Origin of the sequence: Lactococcus cremoris subsp. cremoris KW2 (assembly GCF_000468955.1) — a bacterium.
GTDB classification, from domain to species: Bacteria; Bacillota; Bacilli; order Lactobacillales; family Streptococcaceae; genus Lactococcus; species Lactococcus cremoris.
Genome location: NC_022369.1, coordinates 2,095,598 through 2,118,026 on the forward strand (window position 1 = coordinate 2,095,598; position 22,429 = coordinate 2,118,026).

23 protein-coding genes are annotated in these 22,429 nt (G+C 35.2%); 3 read left to right on the forward strand and 20 right to left on the reverse strand.

Translation table 11 applies throughout. The features are described 5' to 3' along the window. Positions 1–74: 74 nt before the first annotated feature. From KW2_RS10025 to yfmF, 14 genes are all read right to left on the reverse strand, one after another. On the reverse strand, positions 75–950 hold the full coding sequence (locus tag KW2_RS10025; RefSeq protein WP_011677015.1) for a YitT family protein: 876 nt from the start codon (positions 948–950) through the stop codon (positions 75–77). Positions 951–1,053: 103 nt separating this feature from the next. Further along, positions 1,054–1,983, reverse strand: coding sequence for a YitT family protein (locus KW2_RS10030; protein WP_011677016.1), 930 nt, complete (start codon positions 1,981–1,983; stop codon positions 1,054–1,056). After that, on the reverse strand, positions 1,964–3,736 hold the full coding sequence (gene aspS, locus KW2_RS10035; protein WP_021037863.1) for an aspartate--tRNA ligase: 1,773 nt from the start codon (positions 3,734–3,736) through the stop codon (positions 1,964–1,966). The genes KW2_RS10030 and aspS overlap by 20 nt, the downstream gene beginning before the upstream one ends. A gap of 63 nt (positions 3,737–3,799) precedes the next feature. Next, the gene (locus tag KW2_RS10040) at positions 3,800–4,168 is read right to left on the reverse strand and encodes an HIT family protein (protein WP_021037864.1); all 369 of its coding nucleotides are present in this window, start codon (positions 4,166–4,168) and stop codon (positions 3,800–3,802) included. A gap of 25 nt (positions 4,169–4,193) precedes the next feature. Continuing rightward, positions 4,194–5,486, reverse strand: coding sequence for a histidine--tRNA ligase (gene hisS / locus KW2_RS10045; RefSeq protein ID WP_011835908.1), 1,293 nt, complete (start codon positions 5,484–5,486; stop codon positions 4,194–4,196). A gap of 312 nt (positions 5,487–5,798) precedes the next feature. Next, positions 5,799–6,959 carry an Rgg/GadR/MutR family transcriptional regulator gene (locus KW2_RS10050; protein WP_021037865.1) on the reverse strand — a complete coding sequence of 387 codons (1,161 nt, stop codon included), beginning with the start codon at positions 6,957–6,959 and terminating at the stop codon, positions 5,799–5,801. Positions 6,960–7,228: 269 nt separating this feature from the next. Beyond that, positions 7,229–7,552 carry a hypothetical protein gene (locus tag KW2_RS10055; protein WP_021037866.1) on the reverse strand — a complete coding sequence of 108 codons (324 nt, stop codon included), beginning with the start codon at positions 7,550–7,552 and terminating at the stop codon, positions 7,229–7,231. Between the two features lie 441 nt (positions 7,553–7,993). Next, a complete protein-coding gene (locus KW2_RS10065) occupies positions 7,994–8,338 on the reverse strand; it encodes a hypothetical protein (RefSeq protein WP_021037868.1) in 345 nt (114 codons plus the stop codon). 3 nt (positions 8,339–8,341) lie between these two features. Continuing rightward, entirely contained in the window at positions 8,342–9,019 is a 678-nt protein-coding gene (locus KW2_RS10070) for a C40 family peptidase (protein WP_244878733.1), read from the reverse strand. A gap of 18 nt (positions 9,020–9,037) precedes the next feature. Further along, positions 9,038–9,205, reverse strand: a complete 168-nt coding sequence (locus KW2_RS12285; RefSeq protein ID WP_244878734.1) for a hypothetical protein — start codon at positions 9,203–9,205, stop codon at positions 9,038–9,040. A gap of 239 nt (positions 9,206–9,444) precedes the next feature. Further along, complete coding sequence (pgsA, locus tag KW2_RS10075) at positions 9,445–10,017, reverse strand: CDP-diacylglycerol--glycerol-3-phosphate 3-phosphatidyltransferase (protein WP_011835915.1); 573 nt, start codon at positions 10,015–10,017, stop codon at positions 9,445–9,447. Between the two features lie 41 nt (positions 10,018–10,058). Beyond that, positions 10,059–10,955: a helix-turn-helix domain-containing protein gene (locus KW2_RS10080; RefSeq protein ID WP_021037869.1), complete on the reverse strand. Its 897-nt coding sequence runs from the start codon at positions 10,953–10,955 to the stop codon at positions 10,059–10,061. A gap of 212 nt (positions 10,956–11,167) precedes the next feature. Beyond that, on the reverse strand, positions 11,168–12,451 hold the full coding sequence (gene yfmH, locus KW2_RS10085) for an EF-P 5-aminopentanol modification-associated protein YfmH (protein WP_021037870.1): 1,284 nt from the start codon (positions 12,449–12,451) through the stop codon (positions 11,168–11,170). Next, positions 12,441–13,727, reverse strand: coding sequence for an EF-P 5-aminopentanol modification-associated protein YfmF (yfmF, locus tag KW2_RS10090; protein ID WP_187288328.1), 1,287 nt, complete (start codon positions 13,725–13,727; stop codon positions 12,441–12,443). Before yfmF ends, yfmH begins: the two co-directional genes overlap by 11 nt. A gap of 197 nt (positions 13,728–13,924) precedes the next feature. Between yfmF and yaaA the strand changes: the two genes are divergently transcribed. Next, on the forward strand, positions 13,925–14,287 hold the full coding sequence (gene yaaA / locus KW2_RS10095; protein WP_021037872.1) for a S4 domain-containing protein YaaA: 363 nt from the start codon (positions 13,925–13,927) through the stop codon (positions 14,285–14,287). Further along, positions 14,287–15,366, forward strand: coding sequence for a DNA replication/repair protein RecF (recF, locus tag KW2_RS10100; RefSeq protein WP_021037873.1), 1,080 nt, complete (start codon positions 14,287–14,289; stop codon positions 15,364–15,366). The genes yaaA and recF overlap by 1 nt, the downstream gene beginning before the upstream one ends. A gap of 104 nt (positions 15,367–15,470) precedes the next feature. Here the strand turns inward: recF and KW2_RS10105 are convergent, their stop codons facing one another. Beyond that, positions 15,471–15,839, reverse strand: coding sequence for a carboxymuconolactone decarboxylase family protein (locus KW2_RS10105; protein ID WP_021037874.1), 369 nt, complete (start codon positions 15,837–15,839; stop codon positions 15,471–15,473). Between the two features lie 76 nt (positions 15,840–15,915). Here KW2_RS10105 and KW2_RS10110 point away from each other — a divergent pair, with 76 nt between their 5' ends. After that, entirely contained in the window at positions 15,916–16,293 is a 378-nt protein-coding gene (locus tag KW2_RS10110; protein WP_011677031.1) for a MerR family transcriptional regulator, read from the forward strand. 16 nt (positions 16,294–16,309) lie between these two features. Here KW2_RS10110 and KW2_RS10115 read toward each other — a convergent pair whose 3' ends face one another. The 5 genes from KW2_RS10115 to KW2_RS10135 all read right to left on the reverse strand — a co-directional run bounded on the left by KW2_RS10115 (position 16,310) and on the right by KW2_RS10135 (position 22,382). Next, positions 16,310–17,266: an alpha/beta hydrolase gene (locus KW2_RS10115; protein ID WP_041168660.1), complete on the reverse strand. Its 957-nt coding sequence runs from the start codon at positions 17,264–17,266 to the stop codon at positions 16,310–16,312. 119 nt (positions 17,267–17,385) lie between these two features. Next, positions 17,386–18,366 carry a UDP-glucose 4-epimerase GalE gene (gene galE, locus KW2_RS10120; RefSeq protein ID WP_014573226.1) on the reverse strand — a complete coding sequence of 327 codons (981 nt, stop codon included), beginning with the start codon at positions 18,364–18,366 and terminating at the stop codon, positions 17,386–17,388. Between the two features lie 116 nt (positions 18,367–18,482). Beyond that, positions 18,483–19,964, reverse strand: a complete 1,482-nt coding sequence (locus tag KW2_RS10125; protein ID WP_021037876.1) for a UDP-glucose--hexose-1-phosphate uridylyltransferase — start codon at positions 19,962–19,964, stop codon at positions 18,483–18,485. 172 nt (positions 19,965–20,136) lie between these two features. Then, complete coding sequence (locus KW2_RS10130) at positions 20,137–21,336, reverse strand: galactokinase (protein ID WP_021037877.1); 1,200 nt, start codon at positions 21,334–21,336, stop codon at positions 20,137–20,139. Positions 21,337–21,362: 26 nt separating this feature from the next. Next, positions 21,363–22,382 (reverse strand): aldose epimerase family protein, encoded by a 1,020-nt coding sequence (locus tag KW2_RS10135; RefSeq protein WP_021037878.1) that lies wholly within the window; start codon positions 22,380–22,382, stop codon positions 21,363–21,365. Between the last annotated feature and the right edge of the window lie 47 nt (positions 22,383–22,429).

Genomic DNA, 22,429 nt, shown 5'->3' on the forward strand with positions numbered 1-22,429 from the left:
GAATTTAGTCAACTTTTGAAAACTTCTCCCTTTTTAACTTAAGAATACTCAAAAAAAATAGCTCATTGAGCTATTTATTTTTTCAAATCTTTAAATCTACCACGTTTTGGTGCGAAATCTCCCACAACTTCGTGGACATTTATAACTGAGGCAAAGGCATTCGGGTCAATAATAGATAGAATTTGCTTTACTTCTTGTATCTCACTCGGATTGAGTACAACGTAAAGGACTTCTTTTTCAGTTCCTGAATAGGCACCCTCACCATGCAAATAAGTTGCACTTCGACCAATTTCTTCGATAATTGTTTTAGCAACTTCTACATGATGGTTCGTGATAATAAGCATTCCACGAACAGTATAACCACCATTTTGAATCAAATTAATCATTTGCATTGATATAAAGCTGGCAATCAAAGTATACATCATATGTTTAAGGTCAACATAACTCAAAGAAAGAGCCAAGATACAAGAGTCAAAGATAAAAAGCATTCGACCAACTGGGATTCCTTTTTTTATTTGAAAGAGTTTAGCAAGGATATCTGTTCCTCCCGTTGTTCCTCCAAATCGAAAAACTAATCCAATTCCTGAACCTGAAAATACTCCGGCTAATAAAGCAGCAATAAGGGTATCATTTCCAATATTGATTGTGAAACTAATTCTTTGAATAATCCAAATCCAAACAGCCAGACTCACAATCCCCCAAATGGTGTAAATAAATGTTCTTCTTCCTAAAAAACGATATCCTAAAATTAAAAGGGGAATATTTATTAAAAGTTGAACATAAGAGGGGTCAATATGCCATAGCGCATAGGAGATTAAGGAAAGCCCTGCGACTCCTCCCTGAGCCAAGTGGTTTGCCATGTTAAAGGCAACAAAGCCAAAAGCATAGATTCCTGTACCAATTGCAATGGCAAGTAAGTACAGAAAATGTACTTTTGCTAATTTTTTCATTTTATTTCCTCCTTTATTTTTTCACATATAATAAGGGGAGAAAGTCCTCCTTTTGGCTTTCTCCCTTTTATTATTTTACTTTTTTCAATAGAATATCAAGTTCTTAATCTTCTACTTCTGCAAATTTTCCAAGTACTCGAACATTTTCCGATATTGATACAAAAGCATGTTCATCGTATTTTTGGATAATATCTTTGAATTCTTGATATTCATACATGGTAATCACAGTCATAAGAACGGTTTGACTGGTGTGCGTATAACCACCTTCCGCATCATGTAAAATTGTAACTCCGTGTTTAAAGCGATTAACTAATTTTTCTGTCAGTAATTCTGGATTTTTAGTAACAATCATTACTTGCAAACGTTTTTGTCTTGTAAAGATTGCGTCTTGTACTCGAGAATTGACGAAAATAGCGATTAAACTATAAAGCATATATTCCCAACCAAAGAGAACTCCAGCTGTGAAAATAATCACTCCATTAACAATAAATGATAATGTTCCAACACTTCTTCCGGTCTTTTTACGCATATAGAGACTAACAATATCAGTCCCACCAGAAGAAATTCCTGATTTCATTGCATTTCCAACACCAAATCCCATAATTGCTCCCCCGAAGACAGCATTAATGACTGGCTCATGAGTTAAAGGAGTCACAGGAATAAAGTGAATGAAAACAGAACTCATGACAACAGTAATTACTGTATAGACAGTAAACTGTTTCCCAATTCCTCGCCAAGCTAGAATGAAAAGTGGAGCATTTACCAAAATCAGCGAAGCCGAAATGGGTAAAATATCATGACCACTAATTCTTGTCACCAACTCTGAAACAACTTGGGCCGCACCAGTCGCACCAGAAGCATAGACATGCCCTGGCTGATAGAAAAAGTTCAACGCGAATGATGAGAAGACCGCATATACAACTGCTGCCGAAAATTTATTTGCCATTTTTTCAGCGCCAATAGATTTTAATACTTGGTAAAGTCCAATTTTATCTAAAAGGCCACCGAGAATTTTATTGATCTTTGTTTGCAAGTTTAATACTCAATTCTTCCAGCTGTTTGTCAGCTACTATAGATGGAGCCTGAGTCATTGGATCAGAGGCTTTATTGTTTTTAGGGAACGCAATTACTTCACGGATATTATCTTTACCAGCAAGTAACATTACAAAACGGTCAAGACCAAGAGCCAATCCACCATGTGGTGGGAAACCATAGTCAAGTGCTTCAAGTAAGAAGCCAAATTGTTCATTGGCATCTTCTAGTTTAAAGCCAAGAGCACTCAGCATTTCTTCTTGAAGGTCACGACTATTAATTCTCAAAGAACCTCCGCCAAGTTCATAACCATTAAGGACAATATCATAAGCATGCGCACGAACTTTTTTCAAATCAGAATCTTTCCGATGTCCGTCAGCAGATAAGAAAGCTTGTGTTTCTTTCGTTGGTAAAGTAAATGGATGGTGAGCAGACATGTAACGTTCTTCTTCATCTGACCATTCAAACATTGGCCAATCAATGACCCAAAGGAAATTGAACTTACGGAAATCAATCAAACCTTGTTGTTTACCAATTGTTAAACGAAGGGCACCAAGAGCAGAATTCGCTACATCAAGACTGTCAGCAACAAAAAGTACCAAGTCATTGTCAGTCAATTTTAATTCATTAACAAAGCTGTCAGTAGATTCGGCTAAGAATTTTGAAACACCACCGGCGAATTCACCTTTTTCAAATTTGACCCAGGCAAGACCTTTAGCTCCATTTTGTTTGGCTTGTTCTGTCAGTTTATCAATTGATTTACGAGAATATTTGTCAGCAGCGCCTTTGACAACAATTGCTTTAACAACTTCAGCTTCTTGGAAAACTTTGAAATCAACTGTTTTAGCAAGTGCTGACAAGTCTGTCAGTAACAATTCAAAACGTGTGTCAGGTTTATCAGAACCATAAAAATTCATGGCATCATCATAGTTCATTCTTGGGAATGGTAAAGTGACATCAATTCCTTTGACATCTTTCATGACTTTAACAATCAATTCTTCAGTCAACTCTTGAATTTCTTCTTCACCCAAAAATGAAGTTTCTAAATCGACTTGTGTGAATTCTGGCTGACGGTCACCACGTAAATCTTCATCACGGAAACATTTCACAATTTGATAGTAACGATCAAGACCAGCAGTCATCAAAAGTTGTTTCATCAATTGTGGTGATTGCGGTAAAGCGTAAAATTCGCCTTTATTAACTCGAGAAGGGACAAGATAATCACGCGCTCCTTCTGGTGTTGATTTGTTCAAAAATGGCGTTTCAACATCAATAAAGCCTGCTCCATCCAAATATTCACGAATTGAACGAGTCGTCGCATGACGCATTGTGATATTTTTAAGCATTTCTGGACGACGTAAATCAAGGTAACGATATTTCAAACGTGTATCATCAAGTACTTCAACATCATCTTTGATTTCAAAAGGTGTTGTTTTAGAAGTAGACAAAATTTCGATAGCAGTCGCTTCGATTTCAATACCACCGGTTTTGATTTTGTCATTCTTACTTGCACGCTCAACCACTTTACCCGTTACTTCAAGGACAAATTCATTACGTGCTTTATCCGCGGCTTCAGCCACTTCGGTTGCTGCTGTTTCAGGATTGACCACAATTTGGACAATTCCTTCTCGGTCACGTAAATCAATGAAAATCAATCCTCCAAGGTTACGGCGTTTAGCCACCCAACCTTTAACTGTGATTGTTTGATTTAAATATTCTTCTGTAATATTTCCCGCGTAATTTGTACGTTTCATATAAATGTAAATTTCACTGTTCTCTAGTGCAAACAGGTAAAATTTAAGACCTCTTTCTTCTTATTATCGATAATTTTGTTTTTCAGGAATCACGCCACGAACGCCACCTGTCGGATTTTTTACATCTCCCTGATATCGTGGAATCAGGTGAACATGACAATGAAAAACAGTTTGTCCGGCTGCATGACCAACATTGATGCCAATATTATAAGCATTTGCATGAAAATTTTCATCTAAGTGACTTTTAGAAAGTTCTAAAAGTGCTTCGATTGCTTCTCTTTCAGATTTAGTCATCTCAAAATACGAGGCAACATGTCGTTTGGGGGTAATCAAAATATGACCTTCACTGACAGGATAAGCATCATAAAATGCCTGTGCCAATTCATTTTCAAAGACCCTATCTTTCACCTCACAAAATGGACAATCTTTCATCTCTTCACCTGAGCCTTTTCTTGACTTAGTTTATCTCGTCAGCATAAATTTCTTCAAAAATTGGGGCAAATGATTCGTGAACCGCTTGGAGTGTTGTTTCTACTTGTTTACGTGTTTGATTATGTTTCACTTTGATTTGTCCTGTGCGAACTTCATCTTCTCCAAGTGTAATAATCAATTCTGCTCCCAATTTTTCGGCAGTTTTAAATTGTGCTCCAAGTTTACGATTTGAAAAATCACGTTCGACTTTAAAGGCCTGTTCGCGTAAACTCTCAGCCAATTTTGTTGCTTCAAGATTAGCTTTTTCACCCATTACAGCAATGTAAACATCCAAAGTTTCCTCAGGAATAAAGTTAATTTCTTGTTTTTCGGCAATCATTAGGAGTCTTTCGATACCTAAACCAAAACCGAAGGCTGGAGTGGCTGGACCATCAAAATACTCTACTAGACCGTCATAACGTCCACCACCACAAACAGTTAGTTCTTTACCATCAAAATTAACAATGAATTCAAAAATTGTATCATTATAGTAATCTAAACCACGAACCATATTTGAGTCAATGGTATATTCGATGTTCAAAGCTTCGAGTAAGGCTTTCACTTCTTCAAAATAAGCTTTTGAAGTTTCATTGAGATAGTCCAAGATAGCAGGGGCATTTTTCACAATTGCGATATCTTCTGCTTCTTTACTATCCAACACTCGTAAAGGATTTTCATTTAAACGACGACGGCTATCTTCTGAAAGTTGGTTTTCAAACGGAGTCAAATAATCAATCAAAGCTTGTCGATATGCCTTACGGCTTTCCATATCCCCTAATGTGTTGAGCGAAAGCTTCACCCCAGAAATGCCTAATTGACGGAAGAGCGTATCAGCCATCGCAATAATTTCTACATCAACCGCTGGATTTTTCAAGCCTAAGCATTCTACACCAAATTGGTGGAATTGACGTAAACGTCCTGATTGTGGACGTTCATAACGAAACATTGGAGCATCATACCAAAGTTTTACTGGTTTCACAACTTCTGGAGCATAGAGTTTATTTTCGATGTAAGCACGAACGGCTGATGCTGTTCCCTCTGGACGAAGGGCAATATGACGTCCACCTTTATCCTCGAAATCATACATTTCTTTAGTGACAATATCACTGGTTTCACCAGTGGCACGACTAAAGAGTTCATAGCTTTCAAACATCGGGGTACGAATCTCTTTGAAATTATAATCATTAAAAACGCCACGAGCAATTTCTTCGATATACTGCCATTTTGCAGTTTCAGCAGGTAATAAATCCGCTGTTCCTTTTGGTTTTTGAAGTTTCATTTTTTTCCTTTCGATTCACTGGGAGTGGGAGTCTTTGTAAAAAATCATTATATGTGATACTTATCTAATAAGATACCGTTTACATAAGAAAGCACCCCAAAGCCTCTCGCTCTAGGGTGCATTATTGCACGGTACCACCTAAATTTGCTCCTAGAAAATCAGAGCCTCAAATTGATTATAACGTTATCACCGATAATCACTGTCACAAACCCTATGAGCTTTCACCACTACTCACTCTCTTTTCTATTATTGTAACGCAAAAAGTGAGGCAAAGCAAGCAAGTTTTGTATGATTTAGAAAATATTTTAACTTCTATGATTCTTCTAAATTAAGAACGTGACGATTATAATATTTTTGAGCAAAATCACGACTAATAGGAACTTCTAAAAAGTCAAATAAGGCAATCACTCTAAGCATTTCTTTTTGACCTTCCATTTTTCCATTCTTATAATCTAAATAAGCCCAAGCAAAGCGATAAAGCCCTTGAACATGTGTATCAAGTGCTTCTGCATAGTTATGAACCATTGATAATAAGTCACTTGCTTTTTGGGTTTCCCCTCTACTTATGAGTGTCATAGCACATCGTCCGGCAGTCTGTACAATCCGACGTCGATAAATTAATTTACCTTTATATTCTTTCTCGTGTAAATTAATATCTGATATTATTGCATAAACTAAGGAATAAGGTAATTGCCAAGCATTTAAAGCCAAAATTCCTAAGCTATATTCAAGCCAAAGCTCAATTCCAAATAAAAAATCACCAATTTCTGTTACTTCTTCCTCATTTAATATTTGATGACAAGCTTTAGCAGTTAATTCTAAGACACGGTAATCAGTGTATTGTCTGGTCAATCTTTCTTGCGAATGCAGCTCAAGCCAATCATTGTTATAGTTCAAAGTTTCAAATTTTTCTTCAAGTATCTTAACTTTTATTTCTTGATTATTCGCATATTTGTGTGCTTCATTTTGAATTATTTCTGCTTCCGCAAATTCTTCTCTTAACTGTATCCTATCCAACCAGTTGATATAATGAACAAAATAATCATCCTTACTTCCATTGATAATATAAGAAAAATCCTGTTCCGGAATGTGCATGAGTCCAAGCATTGCATCAATCACATCATAAGGTAGCAAAATTTTTCCACTTTCAAATAGCTTCAAACGAACAGGATTTACACCAACTGGAATAAAAAAATCATCACGATAGCCTTGCTGGTAGCGAATGATATGAAACTTTTCCCCATAAACTTCATCAACTCGACTTTCTCCAGATAAATACATAAAGTCACTCAAAGTATAACCCATAAATTTTAAAAGTTCAGCTAATCTCTCAAATGAAATATTTGAAGTCCCGTTTTCAAGCCTAACAATTCCATTTTTAGAAATAATTGATTCTAAATCTTTATATTTAAAGCCTGCTAGCTGACGCAACTCTTTGAAACAAGTACCATATTTTTGTGACTTTTGTTTCATCTAATTATCCTTCTTTTAATAATATAGATTTATTATATAACTATATGTTTGCGCTTTCAAGTTCGAGATCAGGTTTTCAACTATCTTTATCAAAATATTTTTTTAGACATAAAAAAAGACCCTGAAGAGGGTCTTCTACTTTTGGTTCAATCTCAGTCCGACTTTTTTATCTTGGATACCAATTTAACAATTAGAAAAATATTCTTGCTACAAAGATGATTGAGGCTAGGAATATTAGACTTAAGATAACCATAATTAGCTCGTCCTTATCATAAAAGATAACCTAATCCTATTGATGTAATAACACCGAAAACCATAAGGCTTAAAAAGCAAAGCGTAGCAAATAGAAGGTAGACTAGATTTAAATCACTATTTTTTTCTTTGATATAAAAGTAGAGATAGAAGATAAAGGAAAAAGCGGGAATTCCTAACAATAGAAGGACAGGCACCAGCCAATCAACTGGACTTATCTTACTTAACATCTTACCGATAAGTTCAAAAGACTTATTCATAAAACTAATCTGACTAAAGAAAGGAGCAGAGAGCCAAAGCCAAATGGTCAGTAAAATAGGAATTGTTTTTTTGATTGTCATCAATTCTCCTTTCTATTTGTGAACCGCACGTGATTCAAATTTATTGGTAAATCACAGATAACTTCCAAAACCAATAATCAAAATTCCTCCAAACACCGGGATACTAAAGAGTGAGAGAAAAATCATAAGATTATAAAATAAACGAAAATATTTCTTTCTTTCTCTACTAGCAAATGTAAGATTAAGCACAAATGATAAAATCGGTATAAGCAAAAGTAAAATGATTAAGGCTAGCTGTTCACTATGAAATAATTTTGTGAGAAAATCTGCAATAAAATTGAAACTAAGTTTCATCGCTTCATTGTTTCTTGTAAATGTGGGAAAACTGAAACATAACCAAAGCCACAAGATAGAGGGTATAAAAGAGAGTAGTCTTTTCATAATTAGTATCTTCCAAATTGAATTTTCCAAAACGGATATAATCTGAGATTAGAAACTTAATCAAAGATAATTTCCTAATCCTATTTGCATGATAACAAAGAATATTGGAGTGACGGCCGCCGAAATCAGAGTCATCATGATATAAATTACGGATTTATTATTTATTTGCTTTTCTTTAATGGCAAGAAATAGGCAAGAACCTAAAGATACTATTGGTATAACAAATAATAATAAAATTGTAGCTAGAGGACCGCTATTAGAAATTTTTTCTATCGTTCCAAATACAAAATAAAAAGAAGAATTAAGTAGATTATTATGTACGAAGAAGGGAGAAGTGACAAAGAGCCAGATTAATAATATAAAGGGAATGTGTAAGGTTAAAAATAAATATTTTTTTATTTTCATTAGTTAATACTTTCCTACAAAATATGGTGCATATCTACTGTCAAAAGCATTTGGTAGAGCCGTAGGTACTATATAAGCTGTGGAAGAAACTTCTTTCATTACAGGTAAACTTCCACTTCCATAATAATATGCTTGCCAAACTAATTTTGAACAATAATTAGGATTTTTTAATTTTATACGCCAATCTAGAAGATAATCTAGGTGAATGTCTTTCGTTGCACTGCCAGTAGTGGAATAATAATGAGTATCAACAAATTTAGCAATTTGTCTTGCTAGATTAGTATCTTTTATTCTATAAACAGATGTCCATTCTTTGATATGTTCAGTAATCCACTGTCTTTTAGGGAGCTGACGATTATTATCGGGTATTCCGTGTGCCCAATTAGAGCCTCCTGGCATTTCTAAAACATAACCGTCCGCATTTAAAATAGCTGCATGCCCCAATACTCCGGTAGGAAAATCTCCGCCAACGACTAAAATATCACCAGCTTGAGTATCACGACAAAACTTATCAATATTATCTTGTGCTGTTCTCAGTCTAATATTTGACTCAGCGGGGGTTTTAAGTTGTAAGACTGGTTCTTTCGTATCAGCCATGACTCCATAGTTATTGAGTTTTAACCATAATTCATAAGTAATTGATGAATCATAATTTTTGTATTCTTCATAAGAGGGGCGCATGGTAGAAATTTCGTCTTTTTACCAATTTGCTTTTGGATAAAGATTGGGGTCGATAATATTTTCGTTGACGGCTTTATCATAAAGACTTCCAATATCTCTGAATTCATCAGCATTAACGATTAGTCCTGTAAACAGAACTAATCCCAGTAGTAGTGCGATGAGGCTTCCAATTTTAAATTTTTTCATTTGCTTGTCTCCTTTTTACGCTCAGGGCGCAAGACTTTTTTTGTAATAATATTTTCTGTTCATTTGTGCAAAAATCTCCTTTCTATTGTGAACTACAAGTGCTTCAAATTAGCACTCTCTTCTTTCTAAAATCATTATAACAGCTGATTTTTCGACTTCTTTTATTCGTGCCATATCTGGCACTCCAAATAAAAAATCCAAGTATTTCTACTCGGATTTTCATATTTTTTCTAAAAGAATTAGTCAGCATTTCTAAAGACTTGCATATTTTTAGCAAAATAGTCATAACCACTATAAATGGTAAAGAAAACACAGACATAAAAGAGGATTGTTCCAATATATAAAGGATTTCCAATGAAAAGGAAGATGACGCTTAACATTTGTGTAGCTGTCTTGATTTTGCCAGGCATTGCTGCCGCCATAACGACTCCACCTTGTTCGACAAGCAATAGACGTAAACCTGTGACAGCAAGTTCACGGCAAATGATAATGGCAACGGCCCACATTGGAACAACATGTAATCCAACAAGGACAACAAAGGCAACCATGTTAAGCATTTTATCAGCTAACGGGTCCGCAAATTTACCAAAGTTACTGACCACATGCCATTTGCGGGCAAGATAGCCATCAAGCCAGTCAGTAAAAGAAGCTATCGCAAAAACAATTGCTGCAACAACCCACATTACTGAGCTGTGATCTTGGGAAACAAAACCATTAAAATGAGCTCCCTGTGGTAAATAAAATAAAATCACAAAGATTGGAATCATAAAAATCCTTGCCATCGTTAATTGATTAGGTAATTTCTGTTTCATAGTTCTCCTTTTACAGCCAAAAACAAGCCATCAGTTTTTCTTTACTGAGCAGCTGAATTTGTTGTTGTTCGATTAATTTGTAGAGTAATTTTGGCCGGTCCAGTTGTTGTCAGCGAAGATAGGTCTAAGGCTTTACCATTGACTGTAAGAGTAAGTCCTTGAACACTTCCAAGTGTAATTACTGAATTTTCTGCACCTGTTGTCACTAAACCAGACAAAGTATTGGCCCCATCAGTTAAGGTTTGACCATTAGCCGCAACATTTGAATTTGTCATGCCAATCCAAATTGTCCGTCCTGCAGCAGCTGAGAAATCAACTTTTACAGGGTCAGAAATATTGCTGATGGTTGCAACCATTGCTGAACTTGAACCTGTGATAGCAATCGTTGGCTCAAGCACACTACTACTTGCTTGTGTACTACTTTCTGGTGGTTTTGTAGCGCTTGTTGCAGCCTTAGAGGTACTGGCTACACTCTTTGAATAAGAATAATCATTGGTTATTAAATCAGGTGTTTCAGGTTTATTCATAATCACTGCCGCAAAAACACCTACTACAATTAATAATGCCGCTGCTGATAAAGAAATAATTGGGACATAATGACGCCAAGTTTTTGGCTCTTCTTCCTCGGATTCAACCCGCTCACTAGGTTTCACAAAATGATAAGTCTCTAATATATCCTCCTTATCCTCTACTGTGATTCCCTTGCCTTCATCATAAGCTTGAATGATTCTATCTGCATTCAACCCTAATTTTTCTGCGTACTGTTTAAGATAAGCCTTGATGTAAAAGTCACCCGGCAAGGCTTTGTAGTCGTCTGTCTCCAGTGCGACGATATATAATTTTTGTACTTGAGTTAATTGTTCTGCTTCAGAAAGACCAAGCCCAAGCGAAGTTCGCTTTTCTTTTAAGACTTGTCCGATTGTTTTGATTGTCAACATATCCTCCCTTCATTTTTGTACTGCACATCGGTTGTTAATTATCACTGTTCTTTAATATGTTTGGAGATTTTCATCATCTCACCTTGGGTATTGCGCTGATTAAGTTTATAGAAAACTTGGAGCGGCTTTTAATTTACTGACTCGTTTTATCCGAATCAACTAAAATTTCTGTCAGTAAATTTTTCAGTTTCTGTCTTACTGACAGAATAACTTTATTTAGGTAGAATGGTAAATTCTACTTTCTTCATTTCAGAAATAAATTGGTCAGCAAATTTTTCAATTTCTGATAGGCTTAATTCTTTCAAGATTTCAGGAAAATCAAAGAAATTTATATCATCATAAATTTCAGATGAAAATTGATTGGCAATATATTCAAGCGAATTTAATGAGCTAAAATAATCACCCAGCATTTCTCTTTTAAGTAAATCAAGATGCTCTTCACTAAAATCTCTATCTATTTTATAACTTTTTATGGCTTCTTGCAAAGTTTGACCTAATTTTTTAGGATTTTCTGTGTCAGCTGTCAGCACCGCAAAGTGAAATCTCTTATCCAAATCAAAGGAAAAGCCAAAGGAATCATCGATTAAACCAGCATTATAAAGTTCCTCATAGCGCTGACTGGTCCTGCCAAAAAGCAAATCTAGAAAAAGTTGATTGGCGAGTTTGTACTTAAATAATGTCTTTGAATCTTGTGCAAGCGCGTCTTCACCTCTTAAACCCAAAGAGAATTTTGGCATTGCAACTTCAAGTTCTAAAGTTTCCCCAGTGATTGGCTCACTCGCAATAATTTCTTTTCTTTTAATTTCCCTTAAATCAGCAAAATCTTTTTTCGCTTGATTATTGCGTACAAAATCAGCCATCATTTCAATATCAAAGGGACCAGTCAAAAACAAATTCATGTTTTTAGGATGATAAAAAACTTCATAATTTTTATACAAGTCATCAGCCATAATCGCATTAATCGTTGCTGGCGTTCCAGCGATATCAGCCGCTAGTGGTGAATCAGGATACATTTTTTCCAAAAGTCCTGCAAAAAGACGCCAATCACTGTCATCTTGATACATTTGAATTTCTTGTTGGATAATTCCTTGTTCTTTTTCAACATTTTCCTTAGTAAAATAAGGTTTTTGAACAAAATCAAGTAAAAGTTCGGTACATTCGTAAGAATTTTCTCGAGTAGAAAAGAGATATGAAGTACGCGAAAAACTTGTGAAAGCATTAGTTTGAGCCCCTAATGCTCCAAATTTATACATAACGTCGCCCTCTTCTTTTTCAAAAAGTTTGTGCTCTAAAAAATGCGCAATACCTTCTGGGAAAGTTTGGAAATCTTGCTCACCTAAGGGGACAAAACTTGTATCGAGGGAACCAAAATTTGTGGTAAATAAGCCATAAGTTCGGTTATAGTCTGCCTTTGGCAGATAATAAACAGTCAAACCATTGGGTAAAGTATCTATATATAATCTTTCCCCTGTTTTTTCATAAAACTTACTTTTCAAGGCTGACCTCCATATTTTCCTGATTCACAGTAAATCCTTTCATAAAATATTCTGCCTGTAGACTTAGTAATTTGGCAACTCTTATCAAATCTGCTTTTGAAACTGATTCAAGTGCGTTTAAAAATTCAGACATCGGTAAAAATTTATCTGGAATGAGCGCTTTTACGTATTCTAATTCAATATTATTTGATGGAGAATCTTGACCTATAAAATAAGCATTTCTTAACATTGTTTTCGTTTGCTCAACTTCTAACTCTGTAAAATCCCCTCTTTTAATTGCTTCAAGTTGTTCAAATATTAAACCTCTTGCTTCTTCAAAATTTTCAGCATCAATTCCAGCTGCAATTTTTAAAAAGCCTGTGAAGGAATCAAAAGTTGATGAAATTGAATAAGCTAAACTTGCCTTTTCACGGACATTGGTAAATAATTTTGAATGAGCAAAACCACCCAAAAGTCCATTCATCACCTGAAGCGCAAGATAATTCTCATCTCCGTAAGCCACTGGCATTTGATAAGCTAACTGCAAAATGGATTGCGCTACATCTTTTTCCTCGGTCAGAACTGACAATTCTGTCAGTGATTGTTGATAAAAAATTTCTTTACTGACCGCTCTGTCAGTAAAATTAAAGTCTGAAAATAAGTCAATCACTCGTTTTTCATCCACATCACCCAAGACAAAAATATCAATCGCATTCTCAGCTAACATTTTTTGATAGTACTCAAAAAGGTCTTGAGGATTTTCTTTGGCGATTAGCTCACTTGTTCCAACACTTGGCAGAGTCTGATTGACATTTTCAAAAAACAAATTAGCCAATTGACGACTGGCATAATAAGCTCGATCATCATTCATGGAAGCTAGGTAATGCAATAAATTTCTTTGCTCTCTTTTGAAAATTTCAGGATTAAATTGCCCTTGACTTGCATCAGGTTGAAAAATAGCAATTTTCAAAAAATCAACTGCTGCTCCTAAGGTATCAAAATCTACTAATCTTGGATTTACAAAACTCATGTTAAGTGAAAGTAGATGCTGCTTTCCTTTTTTGGCAACCCCTGTCGTAAATGAAGCGCCAAACATCTCTGAGAGTTTACGACTAAAATCTTTTCCTGTTTGATAGACAGCATTTGTGCTTTCAAGCATATTAGATAGGAGGACCCGTTTCCCGAGTCTATCAGCTGATAATTCTTCTCGAAAACGAACCATCAGCCTTACTGTTTTAAATTTCGTTTCTTTAATCACATGGAGCATAACTCCATCTGCCATTTTTATTTCTGTCAATTGACTATCACTTTCCTATTTTATCAAGCTTTTACTAGTTCTTAATGCAACCCTTATTATACCAAAATCTGAGGCGATTTTGTGAGATTTCCTAACAAAAATTAGGAATAAAAGTTAACTTAAAGGCATCTTATTTTATTAAGCTTATTTCTAAATTTTCAATGAAATAAACTTCAGATTTATGTTAAAATAAGACTATGAAAAAATACATTTTATTTGAAGAATACATTACACTCGGACAAGTTTTGAAAGAACTTGGTTTAATCTCAACAGGAGGACAAGCAAAAATTTTCCTTGCCGAAAATGAAGGAAATATTTTCTACAATGGTGAAGTTGAAAATCGTCGCGGAAAAAAACTCCGCGATGGAGACTTACTTGAGTTCCCAACTTTTGACTTAAAGGTTACTTTTGAACAAGCCGACGCTAAAGCGATTGCCGAACACGAGGCTGAAAAAGCTGAGGAAGCTCGTGTCAAAGCCATTGTTAAAAAAATGAATGCAGAAAACAAAAGCACGAAGCCTACTAAAAAAATACCCCCTCGTTTTCCTGGTAGAAAATAATGAAACTCAAGCAAATTGAACTTAAAAATTTTCGGAATTATGAAGATTTAAAACTCGACTTCCATCCCAATCTCAATATCTTCTTGGGTCAAAATGCTCAAGGAAAGACAAATATTCTTGAAGCTATTCACTTTTTAGCCCTTACTCGTAGTCACAGAACGAGTCATGACAAAGAGTTAATTCGTTGGTCTGGGCAAGAAATGAAAGTTTCAGGATTGGTTGAAAAGGCTCATGCAACCGTTCCTCTTGAAGTTCAATTAAGTTCCAAAGGACGAATTGCTAAGGCTAATCATCTGAAGGAAAATCGCTTGGCTGACTATATCGGACAACTAAAAATCTTGATGTTTGCGCCTGAAAATTTAGAGTTGGTCAAAGGTTCGCCAGCCACTCGCAGACGATTTATGGATATTGAACTCGGACAAATTCACGCTGTTTATCTTTATGATTCCATGCGTTATAATCGTGCTTTAAAAGAGCGAAATGCTTATTTGAAATTTGACCAAGCAAAGATTGACAAAAACTTTTTGACGGTTCTTGATGAACAATTGGCTGAACACGGCAATAAAATCATGTTTGAACGTAAAACTTTCATTGAAAAGCTTGAAATTCATGCAAAAAAAATTCATGAACAGTTAACTCATGGTTTGGAAACATTAAAAATCACTTATAATCAAAATGTAAAAACTGATTTTTCAAAAGAATTATTGAGTCGACAAGATCATGATATTTTTAGACATCAGACTACCGTCGGCCCCCATCGAGATGATTTACAGTTCTTTATCAATGAGATCAATGTTGCTGATTTTGGTAGTCAGGGACAACAACGAACCGTTGCTCTTTCGATTAAATTGGCCGAAATTGATTTGATTTTTGAGGAAACGGGTGAGTATCCTATTTTACTTTTAGACGATGTCATGAGTGAACTTGACAATCATCGTCAGCTGGATTTGATTGAAACAAGTTTAGGTAAAACCCAGACTTTTATTACCACAACCACTCTTGACCATCTCAAAAATTTACCGGAAAACTTGAGTATTTTCCATGTTACTGATGGGACAATTGAGAAAGAAAAAGAATAAAAAATTACTGATGAAACCACTAGCATATTCGTAAAAGCTTAAGCGTCAACGACTATCCTATGATGGAAATTTTGTCAGTAATTTTTTGTATCTGTCAGTAAATTTTACTTTTCGTCAGTAAATATTTCTTTGGCAATAAATATGGCATTTAAAACTTTAGGAAAGCCGACATAGGGAATGCAATGAATAAATGTTTCAATGATTTCTTCTTGGGTCAATCCAACATTCAGTGAAGCCTGAATATGCACGCGTAATTGATTTTCTAAACCTCCTTGACTCAACAAACTTGTGATTGTAATCATTTCACGCTGCTTAAAATCAAGCACTCCTCGGTTATAAATATCTCCCCAAACAAATTCGAGCATTATATCATTCAAATCAGGGGCAATATCTTTGAGTGCTTCTTCAACAGGTTTTGCTGCTGCCCCGTCAATTTTTGCTAAGTTTTCTAAGCCAATTTCTTTTTTGTTCATTTTATTTCCACCTTTCTATGGTAAAATCAGTATAAACCCTCAAGTTAACTTGAGAGCAAGTAAAAAGAGGTAGAAAATGAAAAAAACTTATAAAATTTCAGAAATATCTTTACTGACAGGTCTATCAGTCCCTACTTTACGCTATTATGAAGAACTTGAACTTCTAAAACCCCAACGTAATTCCAGTAATTACCGAGAATTCACAGAAGCTGATCTTGCTTGGATTGAATTTATCAAAAGAGCCAAGGCAACTGGCATGCCGCTCACAAAAATCCAAGAATACTCAAATTTAAGAGAACAAGGCGATTCAACAATTATCCAAAGAATTTCACTTTTAGTTGAGCAAGAACGAATTTTACGTGAACAAATCACTGACCTAGAAGCTCATTTAGATTTTATTTTACAAAAAAAGCATCATTACTATGAAAGTCTACAAAAAAACTCGGAATCTTAAATCCGAGTTTTTTTATTTATGGTGTTCCATACAGAAAATTTTTGACATATTTTACTACAGTTGGATTTTTTGGCGCTTGTGAATGGCTCGCTTTGGTTGGATATAAAGTTGATGTTATTTCATTCCCGTTATTCTTGAAAAGATGGTAAATTGAAAAACTATCTGCCCACGGAATAGCACTGTCTGTTTGCTTGGCACTATTAAAATCTCCTTCCAATAATAACATTTGAACTTTCGGAGATATTCTTTCATAGTTTTCTTCGATGTATTGATACATTTGTGTTTTAATTAAAGGTCCATTTTGCAAGACATTAGTCAAGCTTTCTCCGTATTGGAGATTAGTCGCTTTATTGTATTCCCCATCCAAAGATACATATTTATTAACAGGGGGAAAATTTGGATTATTGGCTGTATCAATCATATAGTACACAGCACCCGTCCCTCCTGAAGAATAACCGACGAGATTAATCCAAGGAATCTGATAATTCTGCATCAAATAAGAAACTACTTTTTGTAATCCAGCAGAATATATTGAGCCAGAGTCAGTTCCTTTTACTGTCCCAAATTCAATCATCGGATACTGGTTATCTTGCGAAATTTGCCCTTCAATTTTTAATAAGTTATCTTTATTAACATCCGCAGTAATTGCCAAAGATTTATGAGCGGGTACATTTTCAATCGGAAGTAGCCGTTGAACTAACCAATCCACTGGTGTAACACTTCCACTTGAACCTGCAATATAAATTGTAGGATAGATTACTTGCTTATTTGAATTCGAAGTTGAGGAAGTACTCTCCTTAACACCCGCTGTCGTTGACAAACTCGTTCCATTATCACTTTTAGCATGTGAATGCTGAGCTTTCGACCAAGATAGGAAGAAAATTGTTCCAGAAAGAACAATAACTAAAGCAATAAAAGTCAGAGAAAGCCTTCTAAAATTATTTTTATTTCTTCTTAACTGTCTTTTTTTCATCCACTTCATTATATCAATTTTTTTATTAATAATTATCACAATTTTATTTACATTTTCATGACGATTTCATACAAAAAAAGCTCATTTTTTGAGCTTTTTTTCGAATTTTAGATAATTAATTAATAGCCTTTTGGATGACTTTGATGCCATTTCCAAGCATTTGTAATGATATGTTCCAAATCATTTTTTACTTTCCATCCTAAAATTTCGCCGGCTTTTGTTGAGTCCGCTACAAGTTCATCTGGATCGCCAGGACGACGTTCACCCATTTGACTTGGAATTTCTTTTCCTGTTACTTTTCGTGCTGTTTCAAGCACTTCAAGATTTGAATAACCTTTACTTGAGCCAAGATTAAATTGGTCAGATTTCCCACCAGATTTAAGATATTCAAGTGCTTTGATATGTGCTTCAATCAAATCTTCCATATCAATATAATCACGGATACATGTTCCATCAGGAGTCTGATAATCATCACCATAAATGGTAATAAATTCTCTTTGTCCAAGTGCAGTTTGTAGGATAATTGGAATTAAATGTGTTTCATTTTTATGGGCTTCACCAATTGACCCATCATCTTTGGCACCAGCAACATTGAAATAGCGCAGAGCAACATAAGTCATATCTGTGGCTTGCGATTGCCATTTCATCATTTTTTCCATGATTAATTTACTTTCGCCGTAAGGATTAATTGGTTTTTGTGGTGTTTTTTCAGAAATTGGACTTTCCTCAGGAATACCAAAAGTAGCTGCGGTACTTGAGAAAACAATATGCTTAACACCAAATTCTTCCATTGTTTCTAGAATCACCTGAGCTCCGCCGACATTGTTATTGAAATACATCAATGGTTTTTGCATTGACTCACCCACTAATGAATAAGCGCAAAAATGCATAATTCCTTCAATATTTTCTTTTTCAAAAACACTAGCTAAGAAAGCATGGTCCCGCACATCTCCTTCATAAAAACGTACTTTTTCTGACACAGCCTCGCGATGACCTGTTACTAAATTATCAACAACCGCCACATCGTAACCACGATTAACAAGCATATCTACCGCATGACTTCCTACATATCCTGCACCACCAAGTACTAAAACTGTCATAAGATCCTCCATTTTCTATTTATTATATCAGATTTTTTTAAGTTTGCATCAACTTCTAATCATTCTTATTTCATAATCAGAGAATTTCTCCACTAAATAATGCTTCATAATATCTCTTATTGATTCACAAAATCAATAAATTTACGAAAACCTTCATGTCCTTCTTGAGTATCCTTAAATACACCTGCGTCTTTTAGGACTTCTTCAAACACTTCTCCTACTGCCCCTTGAACAGTGGCATGAACCGTTTCTTTAGTAAAATGTTCCTCATTTTTAAGCTGTTCAGCCCAAGCTTTATGAATTTCGTCCATTTGGTTGTCCTGATTAAGAAGATACTTTTCAACCTCCAAAAGTTCCGTTTCCAAACGGGCAGGCAAAATTGCAAGTCCCATCACTTCAATTAAACCAATATTTTCTTTTTTAATATGGTGTAGGGCTGGATGTGGATGAAAAATACCATCTGGATATTTTTCATTAGTATTATTATCGCGTAAGACCAAATCTAATTCATATTTTCCATCTCGAATTCGAGCAATCGGCGTAATGGTATGATGAGGTGTTCCATCTGTACTTTTTGCTTTAATCTGAAGACTTTCATCACTGTAAACTTGCCATTTTTTTAAAAAGTCATCCGCAGCTTTTGAAAGTTCTACTTGATTTTCACTTGCTAATCTTAGGACTGACATTGGCCAATTAACTATCCCACAAGAAACTTCTGGAAAATGAGCGAGTTCAATAGTTTCACGAAGTTCAGCCTTTGCCATTGGAAAATCATGACGACCTGCTTGATAATGATCATGTGTCAAAATTGAACCACCCACAATTGGTAAATCTGCATTTGAACCAATCATATAGTTAGGAAATTTATCCAAGAATCCTAGAAGATTATCAAAAGCTCGTTTATTAATCTCCATTGGTTGATGTTTAGCATTTAATAAAATAGAGTGTTCATTAAAATAGGCGTATGGAGAATATTGAAAGCCCCAGTCCTCGCCGTTAATTGAAACTTGAATAATTCGATGATTGGAACGAGCAGGCTTATTTCCTAGGCCATAAAATCCTTCATTTTCCAGACAAAGTTGACAAACCGGATAAGAGGAAGCCTTTACTAATTTGGCTGCTGCAATCGCTTTGGGGTCTTTTTCTGGTTTTGAGAGATTAATTGTTATTTCAAGTTTTCCATATTTTGTCAAATGACTAAAAGCTATATTGCGTGCAATATCCCGAGTTTTTACTTGATTCACTTGCTGTGCCAATTCATAAAAATATTGAGTTGCAGCATCTGGAGAAGCCTGATATTTTTCCCAGAAATCATGATTAATTTTACTTGGACGTGGTGTCATAAAATTCATCAGAGCGGCTTCATAAAACTCATCTTGCCCTTTCGCAATCACATTATTTTCATTTGCAATCACCAGAAGTTGGTCCATCAAAATTAATGAATTAGTTTCATGAGCCTCTTTATCAACTTCTGCCCAATCATTTAGACCAAGAAAATGAAGAAGTTGATTTCTATGATAGAGCTCATCAAGTGGCTCAATCGTTCCATTTTGTAAAGCAAGACTAATGAAATCTTGAATTGATTGATAAATTGACATAAAATACTTTCTAATTTACTTCTGTAAGTAAAGTTCTTGCTTTTCTTTATTAATGAGTTTTGGGAATGAATACAAAATTCAAGCACTTAATTTTGAGTGCTTGAATTTGCTATCACTAATTTAATGTTAACTCACTTAAATCACTCATTAAAGTTTTAAATATTATTTGGTGTTATTCAACATCTAGCTTTGTTGAGCCAGAACCAATTTGAGCAACATAGAAGCTTGCTGGATAACCGACAACTTCTTCGTAAACTTCACCGACAGCTTTTTCAAAGGCTGAAACATTGTCATGAGCAACAAGAGCGATTGCACAACCACCAAATCCAGCTCCAGTCATTCGAGCCCCTAATACGCCGGCTTGTTTTTGAGCAGTTTCTGCTAAGGTATCAAGTTCAAGTCCTGTGACTTCGTAATCATTTTTCAAAGAAGCGTGTGAAGCATTAAGAAGTTCTCCAAATTTTGTTAGATTTCCAGCAACAAATGCCTTTTGGGCAATTTTCGTCCGATTATTTTCATAAACGGCATGACGTGCACGTTTAATTAATGTTTCATCACCTATCAAATCGGTATTGGCATCAAATTCTTCATTTGATAGTTCTCCAAGTGATTGAATGTCCAATTTAGTTTGCATTCTTTTGAGTGCTTCACGTGTTTCAGCAAAACGTTCGTTGTATTTTGATTCAGTCAATGCCCGCGGTTTGTTAGTGTTCATGATAACAATATCATAATCACGAAGTTCAACAGGAACCATTTCATATTTTAAAGTGTTGCAATCCAACAAGATTGCCTTTTTGACTTCACCAAAACCAATGGCGAATTGGTCCAAAATTCCGGAGTTGACACCAATATAATCATTTTCTGTTTTTTGTCCCAATTGAACCAGTTCAAGACGAGGGACACTTAGCTTAAATAAATCATCCAAAACAACACCCACTAAAAGCTCAAGTGAAGCTGATGACGAAAGGCCTGATGCTGTAGGAATTTCTCCTTTAATCAACAGTTCAAAACCTTTGTCAATTTCATATCCTGCTCCTTTGAGCATGACAATCATTCCTTTGACATAGTTAGACCAAAGTTCACCATCCTTATTTTCAACATCATCTAAGTCAAATTCGATGACGCCCAATTTAGGAAAATTTTCTGAGTAAAGTTTGACTTTATTATCTTCTCGCAAACGAGCAAGTCCTGTCGTTCCGATTGTAATTGATGCTGGGAAAACATATCCCCCATTGTAATCAGTATGTTCACCAATCAGATTAATCCGTCCTGGGCTAAAAAAGTATTCAACTTTTTTTGTATCTCCAAAAACTTCTGCAAATTTTTCTGTTAACGCTGATAATACAGTGCTATTTTCGACAACTATTGACATTTCTTCTCTCCTCTAAATTCATTTCCTTAATTTGTATGTAAACTATAAATGGTGGTGGCTTGATATTCATCTCCCGCCTTTAAACTAATGTCTCCAAGTTCTGGAATCTGTTGTGACCCGGGTGAAACTTGACATTCAAAGGTAATACCACCATGATGAACTTGATTTTTCCCGTGATAAACGGTCCCCAAATCTCCAAAGTTTGCTGTAAAAATTACAATACTTGGTTGGTCAGTATAAACAGAAACTGACAAGTCATCTAAAGATAAACGCGCTTGTTCCTTCTCAAGGTTCTGTTCATCTAATAAGAAGGGGTGGTCAATTCCACCAACCAGTTGAACTTGTTCCATGCTAGACTCTAAGGCTTTTGATAATTGTTTTTCCTGACGGAAGTCTAAGTCAGTATTTTTTATATCAACGATATCGCCACGGACAATTTCTGTTTGATCTTTTAAAGGTACAAATCTTGAAGCAGCAAGCTTGAGTTGATGATTTTCAACAGACTTGCTAGCATCTCCATTTAAGTTGAAATAGACATGTCCTGTGGGATTAAATACCGTATCTTTGTCAGAAATTGCTTCATACTTAATTTTCCAATTGTTCTCTTCATCAAAAGAATGAGTCACCGACATCTCTATTTTACCAGGATATCCATTTTCTCCATCATTGGAAACTAAGCTAAATTTGACTTGAACTTCATCTCCTAAATCATTAATTTCATAAGTCCAAAGTTTGGTATGAATGCTATCTTCTCCACCATGTAAGGTTTGGGGAGCTTCATTTTGATTTAAATGATATGTTTTTCCAGAAATATCAACCAAACCATCTTTGATTCTGCCAGCTGTACGTCCAACTGTGGCCCCTGGATAAGCATCTTTTTCTAAGTATTCTTGGGCGGAATCAAATCCTAAAATAAAATGTTTCCCGTCTTTTTGCCAATCAACAATGCGAGCTCCTAAGTTTGTAAAAGCAATTGTAACATCATTTTTGTTCGTTAGACTAATTAGGCTACTTCCTAAACCAAAATCTTTTGTTGTAATTTCCATGTGATTTCCTAACTAGGGCTAACCTGAGGTCAACTTTTTCTTAAAAG

Bases quoted from the DNA above. Each gene is read 5' to 3' on its own strand.
- KW2_RS10025 (WP_011677015.1), bottom strand. From the start codon at position 950: ATGAAAAAATTAGCAAAAGTACATTTTCTGTACTTACTTGCCATTGCA.
- aspS (WP_021037863.1), bottom strand. From the start codon at position 3,736: ATGAAACGTACAAATTACGCGGGAAATATTACAGAAGAATATTTAAAT.
- KW2_RS10040 (WP_021037864.1), bottom strand. From the start codon at position 4,168: ATGAAAGATTGTCCATTTTGTGAGGTGAAAGATAGGGTCTTTGAAAAT.
- hisS (WP_011835908.1), bottom strand. From the start codon at position 5,486: ATGAAACTTCAAAAACCAAAAGGAACAGCGGATTTATTACCTGCTGAA.
- KW2_RS10050 (WP_021037865.1), bottom strand. From the start codon at position 6,959: ATGAAACAAAAGTCACAAAAATATGGTACTTGTTTCAAAGAGTTGCGT.
- KW2_RS10055 (WP_021037866.1), bottom strand. From the start codon at position 7,552: ATGACAATCAAAAAAACAATTCCTATTTTACTGACCATTTGGCTTTGG.
- KW2_RS10065 (WP_021037868.1), bottom strand. From the start codon at position 8,338: ATGAAAATAAAAAAATATTTATTTTTAACCTTACACATTCCCTTTATA.
- KW2_RS10070 (WP_244878733.1), bottom strand. From the start codon at position 9,019: ATGCGCCCCTCTTATGAAGAATACAAAAATTATGATTCATCAATTACT.
- KW2_RS12285 (WP_244878734.1), bottom strand. From the start codon at position 9,205: ATGAAAAAATTTAAAATTGGAAGCCTCATCGCACTACTACTGGGATTA.
- pgsA (WP_011835915.1), bottom strand. From the start codon at position 10,017: ATGAAACAGAAATTACCTAATCAATTAACGATGGCAAGGATTTTTATG.
- KW2_RS10080 (WP_021037869.1), bottom strand. From the start codon at position 10,955: ATGTTGACAATCAAAACAATCGGACAAGTCTTAAAAGAAAAGCGAACT.
- yaaA (WP_021037872.1), top strand. From the start codon at position 13,925: ATGAAAAAATACATTTTATTTGAAGAATACATTACACTCGGACAAGTT.
- recF (WP_021037873.1), top strand. From the start codon at position 14,287: ATGAAACTCAAGCAAATTGAACTTAAAAATTTTCGGAATTATGAAGAT.
- KW2_RS10105 (WP_021037874.1), bottom strand. From the start codon at position 15,839: ATGAACAAAAAAGAAATTGGCTTAGAAAACTTAGCAAAAATTGACGGG.
- KW2_RS10110 (WP_011677031.1), top strand. From the start codon at position 15,916: ATGAAAAAAACTTATAAAATTTCAGAAATATCTTTACTGACAGGTCTA.
- KW2_RS10115 (WP_041168660.1), bottom strand. From the start codon at position 17,266: ATGAAAAAAAGACAGTTAAGAAGAAATAAAAATAATTTTAGAAGGCTT.
- galE (WP_014573226.1), bottom strand. From the start codon at position 18,366: ATGACAGTTTTAGTACTTGGTGGTGCAGGATATGTAGGAAGTCATGCG.
- KW2_RS10125 (WP_021037876.1), bottom strand. From the start codon at position 19,964: ATGTCAATTTATCAATCAATTCAAGATTTCATTAGTCTTGCTTTACAA.
- KW2_RS10130 (WP_021037877.1), bottom strand. From the start codon at position 21,336: ATGTCAATAGTTGTCGAAAATAGCACTGTATTATCAGCGTTAACAGAA.
- KW2_RS10135 (WP_021037878.1), bottom strand. From the start codon at position 22,382: ATGGAAATTACAACAAAAGATTTTGGTTTAGGAAGTAGCCTAATTAGT.